Genomic DNA, 16,806 nt, shown 5'->3' with positions numbered 1-16,806 from the left:
CAGGCGCCTTCGTCCAACCTCGTTGTCCCGGTCCTTGTGGTCCGGGTCGGTGTCCGTGTCGCTCTGACCTGGAATAAGTTACGCGAACCCACCGTGGAACACCAAATCGCCAGGTCAACGACAGTTTCTCGACGATTCAAGGCACCCAGTACTTCGCTGCGAGCTGTTGAACTACGGCGTCGTCCTCCGATGCCTGGTCCAGCAGCACCAGGTCGCTGCCGAGGTCCACGAGTCGCGGGTTGTCGCCTTCCGCGTCTCCGAGGGGACGTCCACCGTCCTCGCCGCGTTGCCGGAGGATCTTCGCGCGAACTCGGTCCTTCAACGACTCGCTCATACATCGAGCATGAGCGCGTCGCGACACGTTGTCGAGGACTTCGGCGCGCTACTCGTCGTCGTGCCGGCGAAAGACGCGTATCGCCATCGGCAAGACCACTGCGAGGGCTCCGATGATGAGGATCAGCGAGAAGATTTCCATGACCATGTCTCCATCGTCCCCGTTTCCGATGATGTGCGACGGGTGGATGCGCGCGGAGGCCACGGGGAGGTGATGTCCGCAGATACGAAAAAGACCCCTGACCCGTGTTCCGGGTGAGGGGTCTTCTTCGTTGAGCTGCCTGTCGGAATCGAACCGACGACCTTTTCATTACGAGTGAAATGCTCTACCGACTGAGCTAAGGCAGCGAGCCTTTCGGCGTCCGAAGTGTAGCCGACCACCCCCCGGACGATGCAAACCGAGACGTAGATCAGCGGAATGCGGAGCTCAACCGGGCTGCCATCGCCGCGACCGCGAATCGTGGTTTGACGTTCTGTGTGAGCGCCTCCCTACATTCGAGGATCGATTCGATGCAGGTCAGCAGCGATGCCGGCGAAGCGCGGGAAGCCAAGTCGCGGGCCCGGTCGGTCATGTCCGGATGGTTCGGTGTGGCGGCCGCACCGAACGCCACCGCGAGCGCGTCCCGGTACAGCCCTGCGAGGTCGATCAACGCGCGGTCCATGATGTCGCGTTCGGTGCGGGTCAGCCGCGACTTCTGGGTACGTTCGAGGTCCTTGAGTACCCCGGCAGAACCACGCAGCGCACCCGCAGCTCCTTTTCCGGTGCCGCCCGCGCCGAGCGCAGTCTTCAGTTCCTCGGTTTCCCGTTCGTCGAGAGCCGCGCTGACCTGCTTGGCCTCGGCCTGCGCCCGCTGAACCAGGTCGTCGGCGGCGGCGTAGGTGGTAGCGGGTCGCAGAACTGCGCCCGCGACATCAAGTGCACGGGCACGGTTGCTGCGCGCGGAGTCGTCGGTAGCGAGGCGGCGAGCCCGGCCGACGTGGCCGCCACTGACCGACGCAGCCCAGCGCGCAGCGCGTTCGTCGATCCCGTCGACATCCCGCAGTACTCGCGCGATCGAGTCGACGCCGGGAGTGATCAGGCCCACGTGCCTGCACCGCGACCTCAGCGTCACGGAGATGTCTTGTGGGTCGACCGACGGTGCGCACAACAGGAACACGGTGCGTTGTGGCGGTTCCTCGACGACTTTGAGCAGCGCGTTCGCCGCTCCCTCGGTGAGCCGGTCGGCGTCCTCGACGACGACGATCTGCCAGCGGCCGGTGCTGGGCCGTCGCGACGCGGTTTGAACGATCTCGCGCATCGATTTGACGCTGATGGTCAGGCCCTCGGGTACGACCCGGCGCACATCGCCGTGCGTGCCTGCCATCGTCGTCGTGCAGGCATGGCAGCGTCCGCAGCCCGGTTCGCCGGGGTCGGTGCACTGAAGGGCTGCCGCGAAGCAGAGCGCTGCGACGGACCGTCCCGATCCGGGCGGCCCGGTGAACAACCACGAGTGCGTCATCGCGGACCCGGTGTCTCCGTTGCGGGCCGCGATCGCTGCGGCGATCAGGTCCGTCTCGACGTCGCGCTGACCGACGAGACGATCGAAGACACCCATGCCGGTCAGCGTAGCGCCGGGCACCGACGGTCAGGCACCGGCGCTCCGTGGCCTGCCACTGTCCGAAATCTGCAAGACTCCCGAACCAACCGTGGATACCGTCGATTCATGACTCCGCATCTCTCGGCCGTCGGCCTCGTCGTCAACGACCTTGTCCGTTCCTTCGAGTGCTACCGCCTACTCGGCCTCGACCTGCCGACTGAACTGCCCGACAGCCCGCATTTCGAGGTGACTCTCCCCGGTGGTCTGCGCTTGATGTGGGACACCGTGGAATCCGTCCGCGCGTTCGCCCCCGAGTTCACGCTCGCGCCCGGCGGCGCGTCGTTGGCGTTCGACTGCGGCGGCGCGGAGCACGTCGATGCGACATGCACAGCACTGCTCGACGCGGGATGTACCCAGGTGAAGGCACCGTGGGACGCGTTCTGGGGGCAACGCTATGCACAGCTCGAAGATCCGGACGGCTACCCGATCGACCTGTTCGCCGCCCTGGCATAGCTGTCCGCGAGATCGGTGAGTGTCGTTCCGGACAGTGCCCGGATCTCGCGGGCCAGGTGCGCCTGATCGGTGAATCCGCAGTCGTACGCGATTGCGGCGAAGCCGACGCCGGACCGGGCCGAGTCGACGGCGCGTCGGAATCGCAGGATCCGGCCGAGCGTTTTCGGACCGTATCCGAAGGTCCGCACCGCCTGGCGATGCAATCGCCGTTCACTCCACCCGACCGCGGCCGCGGTGCCTGCGACGGTTTCGCCCGACGCGAGCAGAGCCGCGACGGCCGCGTCGATCCCGACGTCCGCTGCGGCGAGTCGGTCGCGGGCGATCGCGACGAGCGTAGCTTCCGGATCGACGTGAGCCGAATCCGTCAGGCGGCGGACACGCCGTGACGACCACATCTGATCGAGCGGAACACGCTGGTCACGCAGTTCGCACGCGTCGACGCCGAACAACGCCGGACCGAAGCCGGGGGCGCAGCGCAGCGCCGTCAGGGTACGGCGGGTCCCCAGATCGGAGTGGTGTGGCTGCGTGTCCGGTCCCGCGACGAGGAACCCGTCCTCATGCCAGATCAAGTCCATGCACCCGTCCGGCAGCACGGAGGTGCCGGCTCCCGTGGGTGTGCGCTGCGCGGACCACAGGAGTACCCCGGCTACGCCCGACGGCTGCTCTCGGTACACGTCGCGAGAATACGACGGTCCGTGCACGCCGTCATCTCACTCCGCGGTCTTCTTGGCAGTCGTCTTCTTGGCAGCAGTCTTCTTGGCAGCAGTCTTCTTGGCAGCAGTCTTCTTGGCGGGCGCCTTCTTCGTCGTCTTCTTCGCCGGGCCGCGGGCACGGCGATCGGCGAGCAGTTCGGACGCCCGTTCGTCGGTGATCGTCCCGACCTCGTCGCCCTTACGCAGGCTCGCGTTGGTTTCGCCGTCCGTGACATACGGACCGAACCGGCCGTCCTTGATCACCATCGGCTTCTCGCTGGCCGGGTCGACACCGAGTTCACGCAGCGGCGGGGTTGCCGCGGCCTGCCGTCCACGCCGTTTGGGTTCGGCGTAGATCTTCAGTGCTTCGTCGAGGGTGACGGTGAACATCTGTTCCTCCGTCGCGAGCGACCGCGAATCCGTGCCCTTCTTCAGGTACGGGCCGTAGCGGCCGTTCTGCGCGGTGATCTCCTCGCCCGACTCGGGGTCGGTACCGACGACCCGCGGCAGCGACAGCAGTCGGAGTGCGTCCTCGAGCGTGACGGTCGACAGATCCATCGTCTTCAGCAGCGACGCCGTGCGCGGCTTCGGTCCGGTCGCCTTCTTCGCCGGCGCCCTTTTCGCAGCAGCCTTCTTCGCCGGCGCCTTCTTCGCGGCGGTCTTCGTCGCGGTGCCACCGGCGCCTGCCTCGTCGACCGGGATCGGCGTGACCGCGGGCTCCTGCTCGGGTTCGGACGGCGGCTCCGGCAGCAACTCGGTCACGTAGGGACCGAAACGGCCTTCGCGGGCGACGATCTCATTGCCGGTGATCGGGTCGGTGCCGAGGCTGCGACCCTCCTGCGGCGTCGAGAACAGCTTCTCGGCGTATTCGAGGGTCAGCTCGTCCGGCGGCAGGTCGTCTGGCAGATTCGCGCGCTGCGAGATCCGATCACCGTCCGGGTTGTCCGGATCGACGACCATGCGTTCGAGGTACGGACCGAACCGGCCGACGCGCACGTCGATTTCGCGGCCCTCCGCATCGTCGAACAGCCGGATCGAGTTGATCTCGCGGGCGTCGATCTCCTCGAGGTTCTCCCCGACCATCTTCTTCAGGCCACCCTCGCGAGCGACCGACCCTTCGGTGCCGCGCTCACCACCGAAGTAGAAGTTCGACAGCCAGTCGTTCCGATGTTCGTGACCGGACGCGATCTCGTCGAGATCGTCCTCCATACCGGCAGTGAAGTCGTAGTCGACGAGTTGCCCGAAGTGCGCCTCGAGCAGGCCGATCACCGCGAACGCCACCCACGACGGCACGAGTGCGCTGCCGCGCTTGTAGACGTATCCGCGATCCAGGATCGTCTTGATGATCGACGCGTACGTCGACGGACGGCCGATCCCGAGATCTTCGAGGGTCTTGATCAGGCTGGCTTCGGTGTAGCGGGCCGGCGGGTTCGTCGAGTGCCCGTCCGGGTCGAGCTTCGTCGCGGTGACGGACTGTCCCTCGCTCAGGTTCGGCAGCCGCGACTCGGCGTCGTCGGACTGGCCACCGGCCTCTTCGTCGACGCTCTCGACGTAGGCCTTGAGGAACCCGGCGAACGTGATGGTGCGGCCCGACGACGAGAACACGCATTCCTCACCGGTCGCGGCGGTGCCGGTGATGCGCAACGTCAGGGTGGTGCCGCGGGCGTCGGCCATCTGTGAGGCGACCGTGCGCTGCCAGATCAGCTCGTAGAGCTTGAACTCGTCGGTATCGAGCCGCGAATGCAGTTCGCCCGGTGTCGCGAAGACGTCGCCTGCGGGACGGATCGCCTCGTGCGCTTCCTGCGCGTTCTTGACCTTGCGGGTGTACTGGCGTGGGCTCGGGCTGACGTACTCGGCACCGTACAACTGGGTGGCCTGCGCGCGGGCCGCGGAAATCGCCGACTCGGACAGGGTCGTCGAGTCGGTGCGCATGTAGGTGATGTAGCCGTTCTCGTACAGGCGCTGCGCGATGCGCATCGTCCGCTCCGACGAGAACCGCAGCTTGCGGCCCGCTTCCTGTTGCAGCGTCGACGTCATGAACGGTGCATACGGCTTGCGGGTGTAGGGCTTCGACTCGACGGAGGTGACGGCCAGTGCCGCGCCTTCGAGGGCCGTGGCCAGTGCTCGAGCACGCGCCTCGTCGAGCACAGCGACGCCGGTGGATTTGAGTGCACCATCGGGGCCGAAGTCGCGGCCGACCGCGACGCGGCTGCCGTCGACACCGACCAGCCGGGCACCGAACGACCGGGGGCTCGCGCCCGCGCCGGCGTCGAGGGTCGCGGCGATGTCCCAATACTCGGCGGACGTGAAGGCCATGCGCTCGCGTTCACGGCGCACGATCACGCGGGTCGCCACTGACTGCACTCGGCCGGCCGACAGTCGCGGCATGACCTTCTTCCACAGCACGGGACTGACCTCGTAGCCGTAGAGGCGATCGAGGATGCGTCGGGTCTCCTGCGCGTCGACCAGATCGATATCGAGGTCGCGGGTGTTCTGCGCGGCCGCGCGGATAGCCGGTTCGGTGATCTCGTGGAACACCATCCGGCGAACCGGAACCTTCGGCTTGAGCGTTTCGAGCAGGTGCCAGGCGATGGCTTCGCCCTCACGGTCGGGGTCGGTCGCCAGATACAGTTCGTCGGCGTCTGCGAGGAGACTTTTGAGTTCGGCGACCTTGGATTTCTTCTCCGGACTGACCACATACAGCGCTTCGAAGTTCTGGTCGACATTGACGCCGAGTCGGGCCCAGGCCTCACCCTTGTATTTGGCCGGGACGTCGGCCGCACCACGCGGCAGGTCCCGGATATGGCCGACCGACGCCTCGACGACATAGTTCTTGCCGAGGTACGGCGCGATCTTCTTCGCCTTGGTCGGAGACTCGACGATGACGAGCCGACGAGTGCCCGACGAGCCGTCCGACGTGCTCTTGTCCCGTGCTGCCACCGTGCCGCCCGCACCTTTCCTTGTTGTCGACATGCCTACTTCTTCAAGGACATGTATACCGACCCGTTCCCCAGACGCGGCCACACACAGGGTCGCACATCACGCGCAACGGTCTCGTCACCTGTCGAAATCGTCGCCTGTCACGTGCGGCCACAGTGCCCGAGCCGACCCATCGCGTGGGGGTTCGCCGATGCTCTCTCCGAGCCTGGCCAGGCGCTTCCGGCCGGACACTCGTAGCCCCAGACCGGTGCCGTGTGTGCCGATGAGGGTGGGCGCGATCCCCGCTCTCATCAGCGACTGTGCGAGCACCGGATGGGTGTCGGTTGCGTGCGGATCGAGTCCCAGCACATACCGCTGCCCGTCCACCTCCATCCGGCCGGCGGCGAGCACCCATGCACGCAGCGCCCGCGAACCCGGTACCCAACCCGGCGGTACCGACTTCACGGCACCGCGCGTCCACTGTGATGCGAGTGGAACCAGGGATTCGACGGCCGCGGTCCGAACCAGCGGACGACCCTCGTCGGTGGCGGTGACCTCAGCGGCCAACCCGGCCTGCGTCATCAGTTCGGCGATGGCGTCGGCGCGCCAACGTTCGCCGACCACCACCGAGATGCGTGCCTTGCCACCGGACACGACCACCTGTCCTTGCGCAGCGAGCAGCCCACCCAGGTCGGTCAGCGCAGGTGGAACGGTATCGGCACCGAAGATCGACAGTTGTCCCATTGCACCGCCCTCCCGATCCTGCGAGCCGCGAAACGTGCGGCCGGTACGTGTCCCCCCAGCAGTGTGCACAAAATGGATCGTCCCCCATCACCGATGGTGACAGGGGACGAATTCAGGCTTCGGTCCATGCAGACCGAGATCCGCCTGATCGTTCGAAGTGCGAACTATCAGACCGCGCGCACGCCGGTGGCCTGCGGGCCCTTGGTGCCCTGGCCGACCTCGAACTCGACGCGCTGGTTCTCCTCCAGGGTGCGGAAGCCGGAACCCTGGATCTCGGAGTAGTGGACGAACACGTCGGCGGAGCCGTCTTCGGGAGCAATGAAGCCGAAGCCCTTCTCCGCGTTGAACCACTTCACAGTGCCCTGTGCCATGCTTTTCCTTCTCTTTCTAACACCGGATTCGGCGAGCCGCCGGGTGCGCGGACCGCCGGGCCGGTTCCGACCGCTGCACTTCTTGATCCCCCCTGGCGGAAGAGCTAAAGCACCGCGCCCGCAACCTCGATCCTGCGAGCGTGCACTTTCTCAAGCCAACGAACACAGAAGCTGCGACCGGTGTCAGTCAATCATGTTCCTGACGCGCACAACAGTAGGAGGGCGTACAAATCGCCCAAATTTTCGATCTTGTTACAACCCGCGATCACCTACCGCACCCGCGCTCGATCGTACCGCCGTATTCCACACCGAAACGGCCCACACGGACACGGCCCGGGCCGAACTCGGTGCCCTACGCTGAAACGACGCCCACGATCCGGGAGCACCACCGTGACAACCTCGCCGCACCATCACCCGTTCGGCGACACACCCCCGAGCTACGGCACCGAACTCCTGGACGGACTCCTCGCGGGAACCCCCGCAACCGAACGTCCGCTCACGTACACCGCGCATCTCCCCGCCCGCGCGGCCCGCCACACCGAATGGCCGCGCTGGGTTGCCGAACCGGTCGTCCGAATCATGCGCGAGTGCGGGATCGAGCGACCGTGGAGCCACCAGTCCACCGCCGCGACCCTCGCCGCCGAAGGCAACCATGTCGTGCTGTCCACCGGCACCGCCTCGGGCAAGTCGCTCGCCTACCAACTACCGGTACTCACTGCACTCACCGAGGATCCGAGGGCGACCGCACTGTACCTGTCGCCGACGAAAGCCCTCGGTGCAGACCAGTTACGCGCGGTCACGGCGTTGACCGGCACCGACTCGACCATCCCGAACGTGCACCCGTGCGCCTACGACGGCGACACCTCCAGCGAACTGCGGCAGTGGGCCCGCGCCCACTCACGGTGGATCTTCACAAACCCGGACATGCTGCACCTCGGGCTACTTCCCGGCCACCACCGCTGGGGCAGGTTCTTCACCCGCCTGCGGTACGTCGTCGTCGATGAATGTCACTCCTATCGCGGCGTGTTCGGCTCACACGTAGCACTGGTCCTGCGCCGGCTACGCCGCATCGCAGAGCACTACGGTGCCGACCCCGTGTTCGTCCTGGCGTCCGCGACCACCGCCGAACCGGGAGTCGCTGCATCCCGGCTGATCGGCGCGCCCTGTCACGAGGTCACCGACGACCGCTCCCCGTCCGGTCCACGCACCGTCGCCTTGTGGGAACCACCGCTGCTCACGGGTGTGACCGGGGAGAACGGTGCGGCGGTGCGCCGATCCGCGGGCAGCGAAGCCGCGCGCCTGCTCGCCGATCTCGTCGTCGAAGGTGCCCGGACGCTCACGTTCGTCCGATCGCGGCACGGTGCCGAATCGACCGCGATCGCCGCGCGCCGCCTGCTCGCCGCATCCGCACCGGACCTGGTCGATCGGGTCGCCGCGTATCGCGCCGGATATCTCGCCGAGGACCGTCGCGAACTCGAGGCGGCACTCGGCGACGGGCGACTGCTCGGTGTCGCGACGACCAACGCGCTCGAGCTCGGGGTCGACATCGCCGGCCTCGATGCCGTTGTCGTCGCCGGGTTCCCCGGCACCGTGGCCTCGTTCCGTCAGCAGGGTGGTCGCGCCGGTCGGCGCGGCGCCGGATCGCTGGTGGTGCTCGTGGCCCGCGACGACCCGCTCGACACGTATCTCGTGCATCACCCGCAGGCACTGCTCGGTATGCCGGTCGAGGCGACCGTCATCGATCCGGCGAACCCGTACGTTCTCGGCCCGCAACTCCTCTGCGCAGCCTTGGAGGCGCCGCTCACGGACGTCGAGGTCGCCGAATTCGGTGCCGCCGACGTCCTCGCCGACCTCGCCGCGCAGGGCTTGATCCGGCGGCGCCAGCACGGATGGTTCGTCACCCCCGGTACCCAGACGCATGCGGGCGTCGACATCCGCGGAGGCATCGGCGGCCGGATCGCGATCGTCGAAGCCGACACCGGCCGGATGCTCGGCACCGTCGATGCCGGCCGCGCCCCCGCGACCGTCCATCCCGGTGCCGTGCATCTACACCAGGGCGAGTCGTTCGTCGTCGACGAGTTGCACCTCGACGACGGGATCGCCCTGGTGCACGCGGAGGATCCCGAATGGTCTACGTCTGCAAGGGAATTGACCGCCATAACCATCGACTCCGTCGACGAGCACCGCACCCTCGGTGAGGTGACGGTCGCGTCCGCGGGGGTCGAGGTGACTCACCGGGTGATCGGCTATCTGCGACGTCTGCCGACCGGCGAGGTGCTCGACCAGATCCCCCTCGACATGCCCGAACAGACCCTGCCGACCCGCGCCGTGATGTACACCGTCGCACCCGAACTGTTCGAGCGCGCCGGTATCGGGGCCGAGCGCATCCCCGGTGCGCTCCACGCCGCCGAACACGCAGCCATCGGCCTTCTGCCGCTCGTCGCCACGTGCGATCGCGGCGACATCGGCGGAGTATCCACCCCGCTGCACGCCGACACCGGACTACCGACCGTGTTCGTGTACGACGGGTATCCCGGCGGCGCCGGATTCGCCGAACGTGGGCACGCGCGGATCGCCGAATGGCTCGGCGCCACCCGCGCCGCGATCTTCGCGTGCGAATGCCCCACCGGCTGCCCGTCGTGTGTGTACTCACCCAAATGCGGCAACGGCAACGAGCCACTCGACAAGGCCGGGGCGATCGCGCTGCTCGGCATCGTTCTCGACGCACTGGGCGGCGAAAACCCGAACGACGAACCCTGAACGGCAGTCCTCAACCTGCCGGATCCGCGGGTCCCGCCCGCGCGACCGCCACCGCTTCCCCCGCACCCGGCAACGCCGCCGTCACGGTGGCAGCGACCTCGACGACCGCGTCCCACCCGTCGACCGTGCATGCCCGTACTCGAACCCGCATGCGTGTGGCGATCCGCTCCGCCCGCGCGCAGGCATGCTCACTGCCGCGGTCGAGCGCAACCGCGACGGCCAGCGCCGCGAGATCAGCGGCCGCCTGCGCGCGATGACGTGTCGCCACAACCGATCCGACGTGGACCGATGTTGCGGTCACGACGACAAGCGCAGCCATGATGAAGCATCCGACGATCGACGCGCTGCCCCGGTCCCCGGCCGGTGCGCTCACCGGTGCGGTTCCGGTTCGCGGGCGGCGACCGCCTCGGCGGTCAGCGTCACCAACGGGAGGAGTGGCCCCGGAGCGGACACGACCGCGACCACGAGATCCCCGTCGTCGCGCAGTGTGATCCGCGCGTCCGACGGTGCGACCCGGGCGGCCGTCTCGACCGCCCGAGCCTCATCGCCACGTGCGGCCAACCGGGCCGCTTCCCGTGCCGCATCCTGACATCGGACCTGATGCGAAACACACAGCACGGCACCGAGACACAGCACGAGGACCGACACCAACGCGGACAGGGTGATCGCCGCTTCGACGGTGACGCCGCCCTGTTCCCCCGACCCGGTCACACCGCGGTGTTCAACGCGCGCTCGACGATGCCGGTCAGCGCGGACACGATGTTGTCGCCGGTCACCACCGTGTAGAGCACCGCGCCGAATGCGGCGGCCGCGATCGTCCCGATTGCGTACTCGGCGGTCGACATACCGTTCTCGTCGGTCGCAACCCCGGCCAACCGCTGCCACATGAACCGAAACTTGTTGGTGGACATTATTTCCCCTTTCGTTCCGACACGGTCCATCCGCGCCGGCGTCCTACAGAAGTCCCCCGGAAAGGACCTTTCCCGCCAGTCCGATCACGACCGGGACAATGCCCAAGCACACGAAGGCCGGTAGGAAGCACAGGCCGAGTGGACCACTGACGAGCACACCGGCTCGCTCGATCGCCGCAGCCGTCCGGTCTTCCGCGTCGGCACGTCGGCGCTCGGCCAACTCGGCGATGATCTCCGACAGTGGAGCACCGGATTTCGCAGATCGTCGCGCGGCCCGGGAGAATGCTTCGAGGACCTCGTCGTCCCCGAGTGAACGCCACGCGTCTGCGGGGTCGGCGCCCAGTTGGAGTCGGTCCGCACCGCGCCGGAGTGCGTCGGCAAGGACCGGCGGCGCCGAATCTGCCACCGCGCGGGCAGCGGTGGCGGTCGGCAAACCTGCCCGCAGACAGGCCGCGAAGAGGTCGAGAGTGGCCGGCACTGCATGCGGATCATGCTCCACTACAAAACTATTCGGAATATCTTCACCGACGGACTCAACGAACCGGCGCGTGCGGCTCCGTCCCGCATTCGGTAGCACCAGTACCGCGGCAGCCAGGCAGAGCGCTCCGAGCGTGATCACGAGGTGACCCCTGCCGAGATCCGGTCGGTCCACAGCAGCCCCGCACACGTCAGACCGGTTCCCAGGACGAGCAGTCCACCGCCGAGTCCGCCGCCGAACAGCACCGCGATCGGGGCGGCCCCCATCGCCTGTCCGAGCGCGACACCCAGCGCGGGTAGTCCCGCGAGTACCGTTGCGGTCGCGCGGGCTCCGGCCAGTCCCGCCTCGGTGCGTGCCCGCAGTCGGATCCGGCCGAGCAGGTCGGTGCGAGTGGCCGACAGCAATTCGGCGAGCGCAAGACCGTGCCGATCGGAGACTGCCCACGCGGCCGCGATCCGCTCCAGATACGGGCCGAGCGGACCCGGTGCCGCCCCGCGCAGTCCGTCCGCCGCCGATCCACCGAGTCGGGCCCGTGCGGCCGCGACCCGGAACGCATCGGCTGCGGGCCCACCGGTCTCGTGCGCAGCGACGGTGCACGCCTCGGCCGGATGACTACCCACTCTCAGTTCGGCGACGACGACTTCGAGGGCACCGAGCAGCATCCGCTTGTCTGCGTCTGCCTCCCGCACGTGACGACGGCTCCGCATACGCCACACCACCGTTGCGACGATGATCGACGTGGCCAGCGCGGCCGAGACACCCCCGGTCACCGTTGCCACGGCGACCGCGGTACCCGCACCGATCACCAGGGGCCGCCGGACCCGGCGCCGTGTCGCGGGCTCGGCTCCGGCAGTCGATCGGATTCGGTGTCGCCCGACCGGGCCGGGCGCGATCAGCACCGCGGCGGCCAGGCACAGCGCGGCGACGATCATGCGCTGTTCCGCCGCTGGAAGAACCGGTCGAGTTGTTCGGTCCCGGCGACCGTGCCGTGCGCGGCGGTCCATGCCGGAACGACCACGACCCCGGCCACCGGGTCGCGTCCGACGACCCCGATCTCCACGAGCCGCCGGGTTCCGTCGGACGCGCGGTCGACGTGCAGGACCACCTGCACCGCCGCGGCCAGTTGACTGTGCAGCGCGGCACGGTCGAGTCCGCCGAGTGCGGCGAGCGCTTCGAGCCGCGCAGGTACCTCGTCCGGCGAGTTCGCGTGGACCGTTCCGGCACCGCCGTCGTGCCCGGTGTTGAGTGCGGTCAGCAGGTCGACGACCTCACCTCCGCGTACCTCGCCGACGACGATTCGGTCCGGCCGCATCCGCAGTGCCTGTCGCACGAGGTCGCGGACGGTGACCTCACCGACTCCTTCGACGTTCGGTGGTCTGGCGACGAGCCGGACCACATGCGGGTGCGTGGGTGCGAGTTCGGCCGCGTCCTCGACGCACACGATCCGTTCGCCGGGGTCGACGGCGCCGAGCATCGCCGCCAGCAGTGTCGTCTTTCCCGCGCCGGTGCCCCCGACAACGAGAAATGCCAGTCGTGTCGACACGATACGACGCAACAGCCGGTAAGCGTCGGGGTGCACGGCCCCGTTCGCGAGGAGTGCGTCGAGTCCTTGGGTGGCCGGCCTCAGGATGCGCAGTGACAGGCAGGTTCCGCCCTGCGCAACCGGTGCCAGCACAGCGTGCAGCCGCACGCCGAACTCACTGTGTCCTGGCAGCCGTCCGTCCACCCACGGCTGGGCGTCGTCGAGCCGGCGGCCGGCGAACAGCGCGAGTCGCTGTGCGAGCCGGCGCACCGACGCCTCGTCCGGAAATGACACCGGCACAGGTTGCAGGCCCGCGCCACGATCGACCCAGACACGGTCCGGGGCGGTCACGAGTACGTCGGTGACTGCCGGTTCGGCGAGCAGCGCCTCGAGTGGCCCGGCGCCGGTGAGCTCGGTTTGCAGGTGCCGCAGGGCCGTGAGCAGGTCTGAGTCGCCGAGCACGCCGCCGGATTCGGCGCGCAGTGCCGCTGCGACCCGTGCGGGTGTCGGTTCGGCGCGGTCCCCGGCGAGCCGTTCGCGTACCCGGTCGAGCAGATCGGCGGTCAGCATCGCACTCATGCCACCCACCTCGGGGACGTCGGTTCGAATCCGACGACGGCGAGGACTGTGTCGGCTGCTGCGGCCAGCGGTGAACGCCGCCGAACCCTCAACCCGCCGTGTTCGAGGGCTTCGGCGAGACCGGTCTGTGCTCGCATCGTGGCGAGTAGCGGGATTCCGACGACAGCGGCGACGTCTGTGCCGCGCAGCCCGCCCGGTGCGGGGCCGCGAACCACGAGACCCGGATTCGGGTTGCGCGCGCTCACCCAGTCCGTGGTCCGCGCCGCCGCGAGTGCACCACCCACCCGTGCGGGCGTGACCAGGACGACGAGGTCGGCGGCGGCGACCATTGTTTCCGCGGCCGGACCGACGTTGCGGGACACGTCACACACGATCATGGTGCCTGATCTCCGTGCCGCATCGAGCACGGCGGTGACTGTTGCGGACGGCGGTTCACCGAGCGGAGCGCGGTCGGTGGAGAGCACGCCGAGTCCATGAGTCCAGTCCGGGACGGCGTCGAACAGGGCTCGCGCAGAAACTCTGCCGCCCTCGACGGTGAGGCCCGGCCATCGGACACCGGGCCGGTCTTCGAGTCCGGTGAGCACGTCGAGACCACCGCCGAGCGGGTCGCCGTCGACGAGGAGGACGTTCGGGTCGGAGCGGTCCGCTGCGGTCCAGGCGAGCGCCGCCGCGAATGTCGAGGCGCCTGCTCCCCCACACCCGCCGACGACGGTGACGATGCGGCCTCCGCCGGTGTCCGGTTCGGCGGCGGCGCCGAGTACGGCGAGCAGTTCGACCTCGTCGTCGGGGAGCGCCAGGACGTGTTCCGCGCCCACGGCGGCCGCGGCCTGCCAATCGGACAGTCCGGCCGCGCCCGAGCAGACCAGCACCACGCCGCGCCGACGTGGAAGCGTCTCGGCCGCTGCCACCGATGCACGGTCCACCACGACGAGTCCGGCATCGTCCCAGCTACGCCGAGTCGGGGGCGCGGGAGCGTCGTCGAGGTCGCGGTCGGATGCCGCGGCTACCCGCCGGAGGCTGGTCAGGAGTGTGGTGTCGGAGATCAGCGCGAGGATTCGCGGGGACTGCTCGTCGTTCATGCGGCCAGCGTGCGCGGAGACATCGACGCACGGAAGCCTCTTCCGGCGCATACGGCGAATCTGTGGATGAATCGAGCGCCTGTGGATAACCCTGGGACGCTGTCCCGGTCGTACCTCGCTGCGGATACGGGACGACCCTCGCCAGGGGGGAGGAGGCGAGGGCCGTCGTGTTCAGCCCCGGGGGGTCGGGCTGAACACAGCCTGGTTTACGCCCAGGTAGTTTAAATACTACACCGGCTGAGACAGCACCATGCAAGTTGAAGCATTGATCAGGTTGGTGGTGCCGCAGCCCGATCGGAATGCGGCGGGAAGCCTATGGTGGTGCGGTGACCGACGAGACACCACGGCACGCCGACACCGGTCGCGTCGCCGCGTTTTTCGACCTGGACAAGACTGTCATCGCGAAGTCCAGCATCCTCGCCTTCAGCCGCCCCTTCTTCGATCAGGGCCTCCTCAACCGACGCACGGTGATCGAGAACACGTACGCCCAATTCCTGTACCTGCTGTCCGGCGCGGACCACGATCAGGCGGAGCGGATGCGTGCCTACATCGCGGCGATGTGCGAGGGCTGGGACGTCGAGCAGATCAAGTCGATTGTCGCCGAAACCCTGCACGAGATCGTCGATCCGCTGGTGTTCCAGGAGGCTGCGGATCTCATCGCCGACCACAAGCTTCGTGGCCACGACGTGGTGGTGATCTCGGCATCCGGGGAAGAGGTGGTCGGGCCGATCGCTCATGCACTGGGTGCCTCGCACAGCACCGGAAGCCGGATGCGCATCGTCGACGGGCGCTACGCGGGCGAACTCGAGTTCTACTGCTTCGGCGAGGCGAAGGTGACGGCAATCAACGCACTCGCCGAGGAGTACGGCTATGACCTCGCGCGCAGCTACGCATACTCGGATTCGTCGACGGACATCCCGATGCTGCAGTCCGTCGGGAATGCCCGCGCAGTCAATCCCGACCGGACTCTGCGCCGCACCGCTATCGAGAATGGTTGGCCTGTCCTAACTTTCGTCAAGCCAGTTCCCCTGTTGCGCCGATTGAGTGCCCGTGGTCGCGGAGTGCTCACGATCGCCGCGATCGCTTCCGTCACCGCACTGGTCGCCGGCGCCACCACCTATTCCGTTCTCCGCCGACGTCGATGAGACCGCGATCGCGCGTAGGGAGGCCGGCGAAAAATTGTCGAAAAATTAGGGCTTGCCGAGCCCGCTCGGAGGGGGTAGAAATGGTGGTACGGAAGCCGGAAGGCCAAGAACGAATCAGAAGAGAAGGTTCGATCTCCCGTACCGACTTTCCAGCACGGACACCGAGCACCCACGCGGAGCCGATGCCACTATAAGGGCAAAAGCGTTGTGGGCCTGCGAGATCCGGGGATTCGAAAGCGAACTTCCTCGCACCCGTTGCGAGGGCGAACTTCCGAAGTCCGAGTCATCGCCGAGGTCGTTGACACACAACCCAATCCAGCACGCTTGTGTAACACGGACCGTCCGTGCTAGCGGGTGGCGAAACCGACGAAGGTCGGATCGCCACCCGCTTTTACGTTCCCGATGACCCTACCTCGCAACAACTCTGGGCTCGGCTCAACCGGCAAAGGCATCAGCGATGGATGTCGCTTCGCGGGCGCCGGACTCCAGCGCATCGCAGCAGAACCGCAACCACGCGCCCACCCCCTCCGCCGTACCCTGACCGAACGCTGCAACGCCGTCACGGTAAGCCGGGACACGACGCATCCAGGTGACCTCCGGAACCCCCAGATTGCGGGTGTCGAGCCCGGTCGTGACACAGACGAGACGGGAGGCAGCGCGCGCGATCACCCCGTCTGCGATGCCGAACGGACGCAACGCGCACAGCTCACCGTGCACGACGGCAGCGAGGACCGGGGCGGGCACGCGGGTTCCGCCGGTCGCCAACTGCGCGAGGGCATCGAGTCGTTCCCCGATTCCGGGATCAGTGCGTGGACGACCCAGCGACGCCGGATCGTCGACCAGATCCGCCGCAGCGAGCAGATGCAGCCGTGCGAGCGCCTGCAGCGGCGCTCGTTTCCACGTCGCCGCCAGAATGCCGAGGCTGTCACCGTCCAGCGCCTGCGCCACCCGCAATGCGCCTGCGAGGATCGGGTCACCGGCCTCCCCCTGCGCCGGGAGGTCCATCGAACCGCCGTCGATCGCCGCCGAGGCACGCGCGGCCCGCACCGACGCCTCTGCCGCGGTATTCGCCCAGCCGCGCCTATTGGTCTTGTGCCGGTGCACCCCGGCGAGCGCGTCGCGCGCCCGGTCGGCGGCGTCCCGCACGCCGGGCAGGTCGAGGAGTGGCTGCAGGGGGTCGGTC

General features: G+C 68.1%; 17 protein-coding genes and 1 tRNA gene. 3 read left to right on the top strand and 15 right to left on the bottom strand.

The window, feature by feature from the left end; all coding sequences use genetic code 11:
• Positions 1-136 precede the first annotated feature (136 nt).
• From WAX14_RS08735 to WAX14_RS08725, 3 genes are all read right to left on the bottom strand, one after another.
• Positions 137-334, bottom strand: coding sequence for a hypothetical protein (locus WAX14_RS08735; protein ID WP_422627690.1), 198 nt, complete (start codon positions 332-334; stop codon positions 137-139).
• A 274-nt stretch (positions 335-608) separates the two neighbouring features.
• A tRNA-Thr gene (locus WAX14_RS08730) sits at positions 609-681 on the bottom strand.
• A 62-nt stretch (positions 682-743) separates the two neighbouring features.
• Positions 744-1,928 carry a DNA polymerase III subunit delta' gene (locus WAX14_RS08725; protein ID WP_422627689.1) on the bottom strand — a complete coding sequence of 395 codons (1,185 nt, stop codon included), beginning with the start codon at positions 1,926-1,928 and terminating at the stop codon, positions 744-746.
• Positions 1,929-2,036: 108 nt separating this feature from the next.
• Here WAX14_RS08725 and WAX14_RS08720 point away from each other — a divergent pair, with 108 nt between their 5' ends.
• On the top strand, positions 2,037-2,423 hold the full coding sequence (locus WAX14_RS08720) for a VOC family protein (RefSeq protein ID WP_422627688.1): 387 nt from the start codon (positions 2,037-2,039) through the stop codon (positions 2,421-2,423).
• Here the strand turns inward: WAX14_RS08720 and WAX14_RS08715 are convergent.
• The 4 genes from WAX14_RS08715 to WAX14_RS08700 form a co-directional block, all read right to left on the bottom strand.
• Complete coding sequence (locus WAX14_RS08715; protein WP_422627687.1) at positions 2,390-3,097, bottom strand: helix-turn-helix domain-containing protein; 708 nt, start codon at positions 3,095-3,097, stop codon at positions 2,390-2,392. The two genes, WAX14_RS08720 and WAX14_RS08715, sit on opposite strands and share 34 nt — an antisense overlap.
• A 36-nt stretch (positions 3,098-3,133) precedes the next feature.
• Complete coding sequence (gene topA / locus WAX14_RS08710; RefSeq protein WP_422627686.1) at positions 3,134-6,088, bottom strand: type I DNA topoisomerase; 2,955 nt, start codon at positions 6,086-6,088, stop codon at positions 3,134-3,136.
• A gap of 84 nt (positions 6,089-6,172) precedes the next feature.
• Positions 6,173-6,778, bottom strand: coding sequence for a hypothetical protein (locus tag WAX14_RS08705; protein ID WP_422627685.1), 606 nt, complete (start codon positions 6,776-6,778; stop codon positions 6,173-6,175).
• 167 nt (positions 6,779-6,945) lie between these two features.
• Complete coding sequence (locus WAX14_RS08700; protein ID WP_005248460.1) at positions 6,946-7,149, bottom strand: cold-shock protein; 204 nt, start codon at positions 7,147-7,149, stop codon at positions 6,946-6,948.
• Between the two features lie 390 nt (positions 7,150-7,539).
• Between WAX14_RS08700 and WAX14_RS08695 the strand changes: the two genes are divergently transcribed.
• Positions 7,540-9,909 (top strand): DEAD/DEAH box helicase, encoded by a 2,370-nt coding sequence (locus WAX14_RS08695; protein ID WP_422627684.1) that lies wholly within the window; start codon positions 7,540-7,542, stop codon positions 9,907-9,909.
• 10 nt (positions 9,910-9,919) lie between these two features.
• On the opposite strand, the gene WAX14_RS08690 is transcribed toward WAX14_RS08695, so the two are convergent.
• The 7 genes from WAX14_RS08690 to ssd form a co-directional block, all read right to left on the bottom strand.
• Positions 9,920-10,282 (bottom strand): Rv3654c family TadE-like protein, encoded by a 363-nt coding sequence (locus tag WAX14_RS08690; protein ID WP_422627683.1) that lies wholly within the window; start codon positions 10,280-10,282, stop codon positions 9,920-9,922.
• The gene (locus WAX14_RS08685; RefSeq protein ID WP_422627682.1) at positions 10,279-10,620 is read right to left on the bottom strand and encodes a TadE family type IV pilus minor pilin; all 342 of its coding nucleotides are present in this window, start codon (positions 10,618-10,620) and stop codon (positions 10,279-10,281) included. The genes WAX14_RS08690 and WAX14_RS08685 overlap by 4 nt, the downstream gene beginning before the upstream one ends.
• Entirely contained in the window at positions 10,617-10,796 is a 180-nt protein-coding gene (locus WAX14_RS08680) for a DUF4244 domain-containing protein (RefSeq protein ID WP_422627691.1), read from the bottom strand. The genes WAX14_RS08685 and WAX14_RS08680 overlap by 4 nt, the downstream gene beginning before the upstream one ends.
• A 67-nt stretch (positions 10,797-10,863) precedes the next feature.
• Positions 10,864-11,439, bottom strand: coding sequence for a type II secretion system F family protein (locus WAX14_RS08675; RefSeq protein WP_422627681.1), 576 nt, complete (start codon positions 11,437-11,439; stop codon positions 10,864-10,866).
• Positions 11,436-12,230 carry a type II secretion system F family protein gene (locus WAX14_RS08670; protein ID WP_422627680.1) on the bottom strand — a complete coding sequence of 265 codons (795 nt, stop codon included), beginning with the start codon at positions 12,228-12,230 and terminating at the stop codon, positions 11,436-11,438. The genes WAX14_RS08675 and WAX14_RS08670 overlap by 4 nt, the downstream gene beginning before the upstream one ends.
• Complete coding sequence (locus tag WAX14_RS08665) at positions 12,227-13,399, bottom strand: TadA family conjugal transfer-associated ATPase (protein WP_422627679.1); 1,173 nt, start codon at positions 13,397-13,399, stop codon at positions 12,227-12,229. The genes WAX14_RS08670 and WAX14_RS08665 overlap by 4 nt, the downstream gene beginning before the upstream one ends.
• A complete protein-coding gene (ssd, locus tag WAX14_RS08660) occupies positions 13,396-14,478 on the bottom strand; it encodes a septum site-determining protein Ssd (protein WP_422627678.1) in 1,083 nt (360 codons plus the stop codon). The genes WAX14_RS08665 and ssd overlap by 4 nt, the downstream gene beginning before the upstream one ends.
• A gap of 299 nt (positions 14,479-14,777) precedes the next feature.
• On the opposite strand from ssd, the gene WAX14_RS08655 reads away from it, so the two are divergent.
• Entirely contained in the window at positions 14,778-15,623 is an 846-nt protein-coding gene (locus tag WAX14_RS08655) for an HAD family hydrolase (RefSeq protein WP_422627677.1), read from the top strand.
• 435 nt (positions 15,624-16,058) lie between these two features.
• Here the strand turns inward: WAX14_RS08655 and WAX14_RS08650 are convergent.
• The coding region (locus WAX14_RS08650; protein WP_422627676.1) for an oxidoreductase at positions 16,059-16,806 on the bottom strand (748 nt) is incomplete at its 5' end.

Source organism: Rhodococcus sp. (in: high G+C Gram-positive bacteria) (genome assembly GCF_049299235.1).
GTDB lineage: Bacteria > Actinomycetota > Actinomycetes > Mycobacteriales > Mycobacteriaceae > Rhodococcus.
The sequence above is the reverse complement of the archived record's forward strand: the minus strand, read 5'-3'. Positions and strand labels throughout refer to the sequence as shown.

Excerpts from the sequence above, each read along its gene's own strand:
- WAX14_RS08735 (WP_422627690.1), bottom strand. The coding sequence starts at position 334 with ATGAGCGAGTCGTTGAAGGACCGAGTTCGCGCGAAGATCCTCCGGCAA.
- WAX14_RS08725 (WP_422627689.1), bottom strand. The coding sequence starts at position 1,928 with ATGGGTGTCTTCGATCGTCTCGTCGGTCAGCGCGACGTCGAGACGGAC.
- WAX14_RS08720 (WP_422627688.1), top strand. The coding sequence starts at position 2,037 with ATGACTCCGCATCTCTCGGCCGTCGGCCTCGTCGTCAACGACCTTGTC.
- topA (WP_422627686.1), bottom strand. The coding sequence starts at position 6,088 with ATGTCGACAACAAGGAAAGGTGCGGGCGGCACGGTGGCAGCACGGGAC.
- WAX14_RS08705 (WP_422627685.1), bottom strand. The coding sequence starts at position 6,778 with ATGGGACAACTGTCGATCTTCGGTGCCGATACCGTTCCACCTGCGCTG.
- WAX14_RS08700 (WP_005248460.1), bottom strand. The coding sequence starts at position 7,149 with ATGGCACAGGGCACTGTGAAGTGGTTCAACGCGGAGAAGGGCTTCGGC.
- WAX14_RS08680 (WP_422627691.1), bottom strand. The coding sequence starts at position 10,796 with ATGTGGCAGCGGTTGGCCGGGGTTGCGACCGACGAGAACGGTATGTCG.
- WAX14_RS08670 (WP_422627680.1), bottom strand. The coding sequence starts at position 12,230 with ATGATCGTCGCCGCGCTGTGCCTGGCCGCCGCGGTGCTGATCGCGCCC.
- WAX14_RS08665 (WP_422627679.1), bottom strand. The coding sequence starts at position 13,399 with ATGAGTGCGATGCTGACCGCCGATCTGCTCGACCGGGTACGCGAACGG.
- ssd (WP_422627678.1), bottom strand. The coding sequence starts at position 14,478 with ATGAACGACGAGCAGTCCCCGCGAATCCTCGCGCTGATCTCCGACACC.
- WAX14_RS08655 (WP_422627677.1), top strand. The coding sequence starts at position 14,778 with ATGCGGCGGGAAGCCTATGGTGGTGCGGTGACCGACGAGACACCACGG.